We start from the raw sequence: 12,674 nt of genomic DNA, 5'->3' as shown, positions 1-12,674 counted from the left end.
GATTCGACTTCCGAGGGTGTGAGGTCAAACGACCGGCTCGCCTCAGATACCGTCGTTTTGCCTTGAATAATGTCGAGCACCAACGCGCTCTTGCGCTTGGCCGTCCACCGCTTGATCTCGTCTTCCATCTTCATGCTCATGTGTTTGTCCTCGAAGGTTAACACCTGAGCAGGTTTTCAGTGGGTCATTACATAAGCTTTGTTTTGACGCTTCGTGTCCGTGTAAATTTTCACGAGAAAATTCGTCATTCATGCTTCACCTCACCTTAGTCTGACTTAGGTTCACGTCCTCCCTTGCCCGCGCCGCGAGAAAATCGCAATGCAAAAATGCAAGCAAATTGCGGATGTCAAGACAAACATGCCGAGAAGCATATATTCGTTATTTATGTCGAACACTTTACGCGCCACGATAACGACGATTGCCCCCCAGAAGACACTTGAAGATAGAAATGCTCCACCAACTATAAGTAGCAAGCGGATCGAGGCGACTATGCGGTTAAGGTTCATTTTTTAGATTCTTGACTGTCATTGAATATCTTTACGCCCTTCGAACCAATTCCGTACGTAAAAATTCCTTGCCCCACGTATGACGGCAACTGCTGTTTGGTCAAAGGATTTAGCATTGGGTTATCCAATTTTGACGTTGTGACGCCAAATATCGACTTTGACCGATTAACTCCATCTGCAAATCCAATGTTGTATGGCAGTTTGTCCTCGAAGGTTAACACCTGAGCAGGTTTTCAGTGGGTCATTACACAGGTCATCAGCACCCCATAACTTACCATTATCAACTCGAAGAATCTTCACGATTGTCCTTCTTCAAGGATCGACCGCATGCCCTGCAGCTTTCTGGAGCCAAATCTACATACGGAATCGGATGCCCTCGCGGTATAGAATTACAATATGGGCATCTATAAAATTTAAAAATCAACAAAAACAAAATAAACACAAAAAACACAACATAAAGCATCGCCATATATTCCAATGATCTTGGCAATAACTTAAATCCAAAAAACCCAAAAAATCCAAAAAATACTACGGCAATTATAAAACGCCTAACAACATTAAATCTCTCAATTCCTGAATTCATCATAGATTAATCATCTCCCCTTGTAGCTGAACTCTATAATATTAAATTTAACCTCGGATCCGAGACCGACATTTGGCCCGATTGCAACTTGACCTGCTCCCCGCGTTTAGTACGGTGCCGGTGTAGAGTCCGTTCCAGAGAGGAACGGCAATGAAAAAGCGATTCACCGAAGAACAGATCATCGGCATCTTGAAGGAAGCCGAGGCTGGCCTGAAGCCGGCGGAGCTGTGTCGCAAGTACGGTATCTCGGAAGCGACCTACTACAACTGGAAAGCGAAGTTTGGCGGGATGACGGTCTCCGAAGCGCAGCGCCTGAAGGAACTGGAGCAGGAGAACAGCAAGCTCAAGCGTCTGTTGGCCGAATCGATGCTCGACAACGCCGCGCTGAAGGACCTGCTGGCTCGAAAGTAGCAAGCCCGCAGGCCAAGCGCGAAGCGGTCCGGATATTGATGACCGAACGTGCCATGGGTGTTACCCGGGCCTGCGGGCTGGTAGGGATTTCGCGCTCGCTGTTCCACTACGAATCACGCCGCCGAGTTGATGACGAAGCGCTGACTGGCCGGATGATGGCCATCGCCGCGCAGAAGCGCCGCTACGGCTATCGCCGGATTCACGTGCTGTTGCAGCGGGATGGCTGCTTCGCCAACCACAAGCGCATCTGGCGCCTTTACAGCAAGGCGGGGCTGAGCGTGCGCAAGCGGCGACGCAAGCGTATTGCGGCTGTCGAGCGCACGCCGCTGCCGTTACCAACAGGCCCGAATCAGAGCTGGTCGATGGACTTCGTTTCTGACGGGTTGGCCTATGGTCGGCGGTTTCGATGCCTGAACGTGGTCGACGACTACACGCGCGAGTGCTTGGCCATCGAGGTCGATACTTCGCTGCCGGGCCTACGAGTGCAGCAAGTGCTCGAGTGGCTCAAGGAGATGCGAGGCTTACCCGCATCCATCACGGTCGACAACGGGCCGGAGTTCGCTGGTAAGGTGCTGGATGCATGGGCCTACGAAGCCGGCGTCACGCTGTCGTTCATTCGGCCTGGCAAGCCGGTGGAGAATGCCTATATCGAAAGCTTCAACGGGCGGTTCCGCGACGAATGCCTGAACGAGCACTGGTTCGTCTCGATGCGCCACGCCAAGCGGCTGATTGAGGAATGGCGTATCGAGTACAACACCGAGCGGCCTCATAGCTCGCTCGGCTATCTGACGCCTGCGCAGTTCGCCCGGGCGCACGGCGCGAAGCAGCAGTTTTTAACCTCGGACTCTAACTGCAGTTCGGACTAAAACCGGGGGCAGGTCAGGCAGAGATGGCTGGGCGACGTTGGCGCTGGTGATCGACTGCCACACGCGGGAATTGCTCGGCTGGCACCTGTCACGCAGCGGCCGTGCGACGACGGCTGGCAGTGCGCTGGAACAAGCGCTGATCGCTCGCTTCGGTACGTTGGGTCGAGTGCCAGCGCCATTCCTGTTACGCAGCGACAACGGATTGGTCTTTACCAGTCGCAGTTACACCGCGCTGGCGCGCAGCTACGGCCTGCGCCAGGAATTCATCACCCCGCATTGTCCACAGCAGAACGGCATGGTCGAGCGCGTCATCCGGACGCTCAAGGAGCAATGTGCACACCGCCATCGCTTCGAGACGCTGCAACACGCCAGCCGTGTCATCGGCGACTGGATTCAGTTCTACAACCATCGACGGCCGCACCAAGCGCTGAAGATGATGACCCCGGCCGAGGCTTTTGCTTTAGCCGCCTGACCTGAGCAGGTTCTGCTGGGTCATTACACAAGTGGTTAGCTCATTACGGTGTACCGTAATGAGCCAGCGTCGCCACACTCCCAAATATCGCGCTAACCGCGACCAATCGCACCTAGCGTCGAACGTCACGGCTATCGGCGTGAAACATCATTCGATGCGCCGGCTGATGCCGCCCCCACCTGACGAGGTCAGATCTATCGCAAACTAAACTTGGCCCTGTTTGTCATGGGCAGGTAAATTCGCACTGCTAGAGCCGTAGACCTCTTTTGAATTTTCATAGCCGAGGAATGTCGTGCGGTTCAATTACCAGCCGATGCGCTTGCGATCGTAGATCCAAACTCCGACACCGGAGACGATGGTCGCGAAAGGAACCAGCTTGCACCAGGCGTAGATGCGCGACTTTGACGGCCAAAGGTAACCGTCGTAATTGTGCATCCATGCAACAATTGGAAGCCAAATGAGCTCGATAACCAATCCGCAGAACGAATAGGTAATTAGAAACACAAGCAGATAGCTGATAAAGGCTCTGAGGCTTCGCGAAAGACGTGTGCTCATTTGTTCTTCGGCATTAAGTTGGGACCAGCATTTACTCCGGCGTTAGTCGATTCCGATGCGACTGCACCCACCGTTGTTCCGGCAACCGAAGGGATTGCACTTGGCGGAACGTACTTCGAAATGCCGAGGCCGATATCAACCCATTCTGCTCTGTACCAAGGGTTCACACGATTGCCTATAGCGCTCTCCACCTTTCCGCCAAAGCCGTAGCCTGCGACCGTTCCAGCTGCAGCGCCTGCCATACTCATATTCGGATTGTCACCTTTAATCGCGGAGCCAGCGAGCGCTCCGCCTGTGTTTATCAAGAAGCCAGGTAGCAATCCAGTTCCGAAGGTCAGAGCTCCGGTCACGCCAGCCATAGCCGTGTCAACGAGACTGATTTGCCCATTGTTGAGCACGTACTGGGCCCCCGTATTCACGCCAGCGCCTATTCCTCCGCCCGTAATCATCGCTATTGCCGAAGGAACGCCGCCAGCGACTGCACCACCCAACGCGATCATGCCCGCGCCTGCGATTGCCGTGCTGATCGGGTTGTTCTTGACATTGTATTTCACGAGGTCGTTGTGGGTGAGGCCCTGGGTAAGTTTTCCCTGTCCAGCGTCATATGCTTGCTGATTACTCGCGATGTACTGGCTGTTGTAGCTGTTGTTTGCATATTGCGGGTCGGACTTGTAGCCATCGCAGTTCAGGTTCTGACAGCCGATGATCGCGCGAACTTCGTAGTCATGCACGCCGCCCGCTGCGTCGGATGTCTGCTTGTCCGAATTGCGTAGCAGTTCCGCAACGATTCGACCTTCCGCATCCTGCTCACTGATACCGAGCTGCTTAGCAACGACTTTCGCATTCTTCTTCGCCATCGCGTATTCGTCTGGATGCAACTGCCGGTTAAACCGATCAACGTTGTACCCGTTGAACGCCCCCGAGCTTCCACCAACCGCTGCCCCCACAGCAGTACCAACGCCCGTCGCCACAATCTGCGCTAATGCCTGATCGATGTCGGCGTTGCCTGTCGGATGTGCCTTCTGAATGCTCTCGCTCAGTTCGTTAAGTGTCCCGCCGAGCTTCGATGTCAACCCTGCGCCTAGCGCACCACCGAGCGCATTCCCGCCTCCTAAGCCTGCGATGATTGCGCCGCCAGCCGCGTGCATTGCCGCACGGTAGTCGCCGCCCTCCTTCCAGTCGTCCGCTTCCTTCTGATACTGCGCCTTCAACTCCGGGTCGGTCGTGGCATCGGCCAGCTTTTGCGCCGCCTCTCGCTTCTTATCCGCATACGTCCCAATATCCCGCGCCACCGCTTCCCCAGCCGCCGTCGCCGCCGCCATCAGGCGCGACTGATCGTTAAGCAGGTTCTGCAAATCCGGCATTCGGTTCACCGTTTCGTTCAGATTCGACGTATCGCGATTCAGGCTCGCCAGATCCTGCGTCTGGTTCGCGCCGTTCGTCAGCGTGATCGTGCCTTCGCTCACGCCGCTGCGCGTCGTGCCACGCTCGCTGCCGCTCTCGGACTGCGGCAGCATCGGTGCAATGCCGCCGGTGTTCTTGCCTGAACTCGGTCCCGTCGTACGCTCATTTGCACCGCCATTGCCGAACGTGCCCCCGCCGCCAAAGCCAAAGCTGTTCGCGCTGTAGTCGGAATGGTTCTGGATGTCGGAGAACGTCAACGTTCCCGTCGTGAGTTGGTTCTTCCACGGGTCTGCCGTGCTGGCGATATACGAGCCCTTCAGATCCGTATTCCCCGCGACATTGATGTCGAATCCGCCAGAGCCCGCCTGAATCCCCGCTTGCTCAACCACACCCGCGTAGTTGCCGCTCGCGTTACCGCGAGAATAGCTGAAGCTGCCCGACGCGCCGCCCATGCTCGCGCTGAAACCACCACCCATACTCTCCTGATGTGCCGAACTCTCGCTCGTGTCCTGCACGCTGGCGATGTTCAGATCGCCGCCCACACGCGCAATCACCTTGTCCGCATTCACATTGCCGCCGACGATATTCGCATCGCCGCCGCTCACGATCACCGCCGTATTGCTGGCATTGATGTGAGAGTTGTTCTGGAACGTCGAATCCGAGTTGGCGTCACCGTTTGACTTCGAGAGCGATGCCGATACACCCCAGCCACTAGTGCCGAACGACACACCAAAGCTGCCGCCCTTCGACTCGTTGTCGCTGCGCGTCGACTCCGTGTCCTTGCTGCTAAGCACATTGACCTGGTTGGTGGCTTGCAGGAGGACATCCTTCGCATCGATGTTCGATCCGATGATGTTGACGTTGCCCTTACCAGAAGCCGCATCTCCTGTGGCAATGAATGCGGCGGTGCCGCCAGCCTTGATGTTGCTTGCGACGTTTTCCGTGCTATCGAACGACGACGTCGACTTGCTGCTCGACGAACCCCAGCTCAGTTCCACCTTGGCTTCAGGCTTCGCCGCCGATTTCGGGTCAGCAAGCATATCAACCGCTCGCGTGGCCTCGTTGTAAGCACCATAAGCGCCACTAGCGGCAGCGTACCCACGTAACGCCGAGACACGCGCATCGCCTCCCGAATCCACTGCGGATTTGACCTGATTGGTGACGTTTTGAATCGCATCAATGACCGGCGACTTCACTGCCAGCGTAAAACCCGAGCTCTTGAACTCATGCGTCTCGTCATGATGCTGCTGATTGAGCGCAGATTCGATCGTGACATTCTGACCGATGCCGGTAATATCGCCAGCCGCCATGATGTCGCTGCCTCTGACCAGCAGGTCGTTGCCCGCCACCACGCTGACATTGCCGTTCAGGCTGCCCACCATGCTGCCCGTCTGCGTCACGCTGCTGTCGTTAGTCTGGTCACGTTGCTCGTTCTTGCCGTACGAAATACCCACACCGCCCGACGAACCCAGGCCAGAACTCTTCTTCTCGTAAAACGAACTGCTCTGGCTCTCGTTCTGCGCAGACTCGATGCGCACGTCGCGTCCGGCCTGCAAGGCGACGTCCTGCGTGCCGACGACCGTTGAACCACTCACGATGAGGTCGCGTCCGGCCGACACCCCGACCGCATCGCCCGACACCGTCGAGCCCACCGCAATCGTTTGATGTGAGCTTGATGACGATGTCTCCTCTGTTTTGGAGAGGAATCCCGAACTGCTGTCGTGCTGCCATTTCTGACTGTCGTGCGTCTCCGTCACCGTGCCGATGTTGACGTCGCCCGTCGCCGCCAATGCGACGGTTCCATTCCCCTGCGACGACACAGATGAGCCCAACACCGACAGATTTCCGGTGCCCGACGAGGCCGCGACCGGACTGATCTGATACGCACCAAGTACGCCACCGACCGCGCTCGTCTGCCCCGCGCCGATCAGCAAGTGGTTACCCGCGCTCACGCTGGCACCATTGACTGCCTCGTCCAGCGATGATTTGGTGTACTGCAACGAACCTCCGAAGGAGCGCTCGTCGTGCGTGTGCGAGTCTTTGACTGCCGTTACCGTGACATCATTGCCCGCGAGTACCGTCGCATTGCCGCCTGCGGCAACAGTCGTCCCGCTCAACTTGGTGTCGCGCCCTGACACCGTCGTCAGATTGCCGCCAGCGGAGATCGCACTTCCGACGTTCTGCACGATGACGTCGTTCCCTCCGTTCTGTCCGTCGGTCGTGCCGACGGTCTGCGACTGGCCGACCGTCAACGTGTTGACGTTGATGTCGCGCCCCGCCGCGACCACCACACCGCCATCGCTGGCGATCGCGCCCGCATTGAGGGTGACGTCGCGCGCAGCCACTGCCGTGACGCTGTTCGATCCGGAGATAATGCCCACCGCACCGATACCTGTGGCCGACGCCGACGATGTAAAACTACCGCCGTTGTCCGTCCCTGCCTTCTGGGTCAACGTGGTGGACTCGTTGATGAGGTCACGACCGGCCTGCACCACGACGTCCTTGCCGCCGATGCGCCCACCGGTGTTGCGGATATCACCGAGCGACGACAGCGCCGTCGTGCCACCGCTGCCAATGACGCCGAGGTTGACGATGGCATCACCAAGAATCGTCGTCGCCGTGTCGCTGACGATCTGGCCACTGTTCTTGATGTCGCCAGTCGCAGCGAGCTTCACGCTGCCGCCCGAGACCAACGCACCCGTGTTCGTGAGATCGATGGTATTGGCCTGCGCCAGATACACCTGCGGCACGAGCACGGATTGCACCGAGCCGTCGGGTAACGTGACGTCCTGAGAGACCAGCCACACCATGTCGCTGGTCAGTTGCTTCATTTGCGCATCTGACAGCCCTACGCCCACGCTCAACCCAAACTGCTTGCCGTAGGTCACGCCGTTGTTGAGTAGTGCGGTGTACTCGTCGAGATAGTTGGTGTAGCCAGCCAGCAGCGTCTTGCCGGTCAACGCCGTGATCTGATCGCGCACCAGCTGCGTTTCGTAGAATCCATCACCGATGCGCTTTTGCGTTGTCTGAGGATCGAGATTCAGTCCAGTGAGCATGTAGTCGCTGGAGATGAACTTTCCGTAGTTGGTGAAGCGAGGATCCGTCGCGACCAGGAAGGTCTGCCCCGGCGTCGTGTGCAACTGGAAGAGTCCGTTACGAGGGAGCGTCAGGCCGGGAATCGCCTGCGCAGACGAACCCAGCGTCTGGCGGTTCACCACACCGCCCGACAAATTGCCGAGCTGTGTGCCCGTGGCGTTACCACCCGTCACGCCCGCACTGCCGACGGTGTTGCCTGAGCGATCGACGCTCGAAACGGTGATGCTCTGCCCCGACGACTGTACCGACTGCCCGCCGAGCGCAATCGCTGGCAACGATGCCAGCGTGATCGGCGGCAGCGGCGTGACCGGGTACGCGACGTCAAGCTGTTCGCTGTCTCCGCCGGACTTTTGATGCCAGTAGAAGGTCGACGTCTGAGTTTGCGTCACCGTCTCCTGCAGAAGAATGCCCACATCGTTGACCGTGCCACCCTGCGCACGGCGAATCAGATCACGGCCAGCCGTCATCGTCGACGATTGGTTATTGATAGCGCCGCCATCGGCATTGATCCGAATCGCGCCTTGCGCCTGCAACTTGGCTTCCGGCGACGCACTGATAAGCTGATCCCGCGTGCGCGTCGTGGTCACGTTGCGCACGATCTCGTTGTAGTCACGCTGATCGATGCCCAGATCGCCACGCGAGATCGCCTGATCCGGACGGATCATCGTATTCGGATCCCAGTCCGGCCAGAACGTGATGCGATATGTCGCCCCGTTGTCGACGATATTGTTGTAGTACTGCGTGGGATTCTTACCCACTTCCCGCGTTTTGGTCGTCGACTGGCATTGACCGTGGTCATCGCAAGGCCCCTGACCCGCAGTCGTGAGGTCCTGGTACGACTCTTCGAGCGGCGTTGTCAAACTAAACGTCTGAGCGGTCGCGTTCAGGTTCGTCACTTGCGACTTCGGCACGTCGACCGTGATTGGCACGGCAAGGTGTTGCAGGAGCGCCGATGAGATAGGGGCTGCGCCCGCCCCCCAGTTCCACTCTTTGAAGGTCAGGCTGGTGTGCGATTGCGTTTCTGTTCCGCCGATCAGCCCCGCGGTGTACAAGCTGTAACTCTTCGTGGTGGTTTCCGGCGTTCCCGGCTGCGTCACGATGCTCGTACGCATGTTGTTCACTGCACGCGCCGCAATGTCGAGATTGCCGTCGGCGATGATGTTCGCCGAACGGTTGTTCAGCACCGCAATTTGATTGGCAAGCAGACCGGCGCCGTCGCGTGTGCCGTCGCGCCCGATTTCGATATCACCCATGCTGTACAGCATTGCGCCATCGTAGTTCGATACGGTGTTCGTCGCATACAGCGCGAGTCGCCGCGCGCCGCCCATGACGGCGGCCACGCCGTTGTTCTCTATATCGGCCGCATTGATCTGTACGTCGTTGCCCAGCACCGCATTGGTGTTGACGAAGCTGCCCGCCTGAAGCCGAACCGTGTCTCCACTAATGCTGCCCAAATTGGAGAACAGGCCGTCTGCACTCAGGCGCGTCGTCGTCGCATTGAAGCCGCCGCCTGCTGCGTTGACGATCTCGGCCGCGTGAATGTCCAGTGTTCCGGGGGCGCTGAATGCACCGGTGTTGGTCAATCGGCCCGTGGACGTCAGCGTTAGCACGCCATCGGCACGCAAAAGGTTGGCCGACGAGTTCACATAATCGCCAATCGCCGCCAGCGTCAGGTTACGTCCGGCCGTCATCTGGCCCGCGCCGCTCATCACGCCGCTCAAACCGACATCTTGATTCGAACGGATGACGCCACCGGCATTGCTCAACGATGCGACCTGAAGGGCGACGTCGCCCGCACTCTCGAGGGTACCGCCCGTATTGACCACGCTGGCGCTCGCCTTCGTCACCGTCAGCGACGCACCGCCGAACACACGTCCACCCGTGTTGTCGATCAAGCCGCTAACACCGAGCATCAGCGCACCGCCACCAATCACCTTCCCGCCGGACACGTTGCTCAGCGACGCCGCCGTTACCGCCAGCCCGCCATTGCCACCCAGCGTTCCGCCAGCGTTGCCGACGCTGCCCACGGCGGTGAGCGTAGTGTCTCCGTCGCCAGCGTTCGTGATCTGCCCTGAAGCGTTGGCGACGCTACCCGCTGTCACGGTCAGCGTGTCGTGTGCGCCATTGGCACTGACGCGCCCGCCGGTGTTCGTCAGCGTTCCCTTGGTGTCTACCTTCACATTGCCCGCGGCTTGCATTGAACCTGCCGCGTTGTCGACGTCGCGCGTCGCCGTGACAGTCAGGCCCTTCGCTCCGTAGATCTTTGCACCGTCCCGGTTGCGGATGTCTGACGACGACGTGAGCGTCGCGGTGTCGACTGCACTCAGCTCGCCAGCCGTGTTGTCGATGCGCGCCGCCGCCATGGTCAGCGCGCCGAGGCTGCCGAGAATGCCCGAAGCGTTGGTGAACCCGCCGCTCGCGAGGACGTTCAGCGCACCATTCCCGAGATGACTGACCTTGCCGCCATCGTTTGTCAGATCGACGACGTCGAGCGTCAGGTTGCCTGCATTCGACACCACGTTGCCAGCGGTGTTATCGAAGATGCCGCCGACCTTTATCGTCTGCCCTGTCTGACCATACTGCTTGATCTGACCACCGGCATTCGAGACGTTGCCCGTGGCCGTGAGCGATAGCGTATCGGCTTCAACCAGCCCGTCCTTATTGTTCAGGCTGCCGACCTGGAGCGTGGATGTCGCCGCCGAAACCGTCCCTTGACGGTTGATCAGCGCGCCGCTCAGCGTAGCGTCCATGCGCTCACCGGAAACGGTCCCTCCTGTGTTGTCCAACTGTCGTCCGGTCAGGCTCAGTGCTTTGCCTGCGACGATCTGTGCCGAATTGACCATCGAATCGGCATGGATTCTGAGATCGCCGTTGCCCCCGATCACGCCGCCCGTATTGCCGTTCGCTGTGGTGCCGCCTCCATTGCGAAGTTCGCCGTCGACCTCGATGCTCGAGTCATCGCCCGCCAGCGAAACAACCCGACCCGCCGAGTTGTCCAGCGAGGTGCCCTTGATCTTCAGCTTCCCGCCCGATTGCAACAATCCGCGAGCGTTGTCGATATCCGTGCCCGTGACATCGAGTCGGGATGTAGCGACTGACTGCGCGTCGCGGTTGTCGATCCGACCGATCGCCGCCAGCGTGATGGTGTCAGCGCTCAGATTGCCAATCGCGTTCAGCAGATGCTGTGCGGAGGTGATCTTCAACGCCGTCGCCGCCGAGACGATGGCGCGTTGAATGTCGACATCCCCCGCCTGCGACAGGAGCGTGAGCCCCCCGGTGGCGTCTGTCCGGCTGCCCGACAGATCCAGCGCACCACCGGTCACGATCAGATCCCCTCGGGCGACATTACGGCCCGTTGCCACCACCTTGCCGGAGGCGGTGACGCTCAGACTGCCCGCGAGCGTCGCCTGACCATTCGCGTCGATACCGGCACCCAACGTGCCATTCGACGCGACGCTCGCGGCCTGCGCCGAAACGTTGCCTGCGGCGCTCAACTGACCGCCGTTCTGGAGCGCTCCACCCGTGCGCAACTCGGCATTCCCAGCAGCATACAAGGTGCCGGGGTTATCGACACCGTCCCGAGCGTCGATGGAGAGACTGCCACTGGTCTCAGTCTTGCCGCTATTGACGAGTTTGCCCTGCGTCGTCAGCGTCAAATCACCGGCTTGTGCCGCGATCACGCCCTTGTTCGAAACGCCGACGCCGTTCTCTGTCCCGACAAGGAAAATGCGTTGCGCATACATGCCGCCCAACTGGCCGACGTCAATGGAAACGTCCGGAGCCGCACCGTCGCCCGCTATCTTCTGGACGGCAAGACTTTCGTGATCGACGCGATTCGTGCCCGTCACCACATTGAGTTGCTTCGCGTGTAAGGCTGCGTTGACCTGCACGGCACGTGCGATGAGATCTACCTGATCGACATTGCCTGCATTCAACCCGTCACCTTGAATCGTCAATCGACCGCCGTTGACCTGATACCCGGAGAGGTTGCCGTCAGCGCCCATGATCGGAGCGCCGGTCGTGAGCACTGCTCGTGTGGTGTTAATGAAGCCCCCGCCGTCCACCATGATGCCAGCGCTGTTGGCCACAACGACCTGCGCCGCCTTGCCGGCGACCTCGAGATAACCACGCAGTTGACTCGGCGAATTACTGTTGACCTGATTCAGAATCACACGCGCCGCCTGATCGCGAGCGAGATTGGGGTTGCCGTTGACGTAGCCCGCCTGCTGCGTGTTCACAATTGTCGGCGAGTTGTTCAGGATAACGCCCTGACGCGGCACATCGAACTGCGAATAGACGTTTTTTGATACGCCCGCAGCGGTGGGCGTGGTGATATTGATCTGCTGCAGACCATTAGAGGTTTGCAAAACATTCGGGCCACCCGGTGCCGCGACAACCTGCGCTCGAACCGAAATCGGAGCAATGATTTGCGCAAGCACCAGCGCACGTACCAGGCTATGCTGAAGCCCAAATTCGAATGAGTTTCCCCGAAGCGCGCCCCTCGCGCGCCGATTCGCGTGAATTTCCATCTGATCTTTGTACGACTGCTTTTTGTTAGGGTCTTTGCCCGGTGTCCCACTTCTATCGTTACAAACTTCGCATGCCGAATATTACTAAATTTTTCGATATTATTTCGTTATGCAAAACTATCTTTCGAAAATTACCCAATATCGGTAGAATCGGAAAAAACTAATAATTCGAACTAGTTTCGCCGGGGAATCCAATGCACATCGACACCTGATCCAAGGTCGACCGGTTGGACACACCCTCCCCTGCCTCTG

Annotated in this window: 4 protein-coding genes and 1 pseudogene; 2 read left to right on the top strand and 3 right to left on the bottom strand. The window is 58.6% G+C overall.

Features of this window, described 5'->3' with window-relative positions; genetic code table 11:
- Nucleotides 1-140 (bottom strand): DUF1153 domain-containing protein (locus PMO31116_RS24105; protein ID WP_150567271.1); only part of this gene is annotated, 140 nt, incomplete at its 3' end.
- A 1,099-nt stretch (nucleotides 141-1,239) separates the two neighbouring features.
- Between PMO31116_RS24105 and PMO31116_RS14185 the strand changes: the two genes are divergently transcribed.
- Nucleotides 1,240-2,366 (top strand): IS3 family transposase gene (locus tag PMO31116_RS14185; protein ID WP_150567270.1). Its coding sequence is split into 2 segments (ribosomal slippage): nucleotides 1,240-1,480 and nucleotides 1,480-2,366, totalling 1,128 coding nucleotides; the frame shifts between segments, so codons are not numbered across the junction.
- A 25-nt stretch (nucleotides 2,367-2,391) separates the two neighbouring features.
- Nucleotides 2,392-2,838, top strand: a pseudogene (locus tag PMO31116_RS14180) (transposase); the annotation flags it as partial.
- 303 nt (nucleotides 2,839-3,141) lie between these two features.
- On the opposite strand, the gene PMO31116_RS14175 reads toward PMO31116_RS14180, so the two are convergent.
- A complete protein-coding gene (locus PMO31116_RS14175) occupies nucleotides 3,142-3,393 on the bottom strand; it encodes a hypothetical protein (protein ID WP_023595420.1) in 252 nt (83 codons plus the stop codon).
- The gene (locus PMO31116_RS14170; RefSeq protein ID WP_150567269.1) at nucleotides 3,390-12,422 is read right to left on the bottom strand and encodes a hemagglutinin repeat-containing protein; all 9,033 of its coding nucleotides are present in this window, start codon (nucleotides 12,420-12,422) and stop codon (nucleotides 3,390-3,392) included. Before PMO31116_RS14170 ends, PMO31116_RS14175 begins: the two co-directional genes overlap by 4 nt.
- Nucleotides 12,423-12,674 lie beyond the last annotated feature (252 nt).

The sequence above is a fragment of the Pandoraea morbifera genome, from assembly GCF_902459575.1.
Classification (GTDB): domain Bacteria; phylum Pseudomonadota; class Gammaproteobacteria; order Burkholderiales; family Burkholderiaceae; genus Pandoraea; species Pandoraea morbifera.
Note: the sequence above shows the minus strand (reverse complement) of the source record. Positions and strands in the feature narration are given on the sequence as shown.

Bases quoted from the DNA above. Each gene is read 5' to 3' on its own strand.
- PMO31116_RS14170 (WP_150567269.1), bottom strand. From the start codon at position 12,422: ATGGAAATTCACGCGAATCGGCGCGCGAGGGGCGCGCTTCGGGGAAAC.
- PMO31116_RS14175 (WP_023595420.1), bottom strand. From the start codon at position 3,393: ATGAGCACACGTCTTTCGCGAAGCCTCAGAGCCTTTATCAGCTATCTG.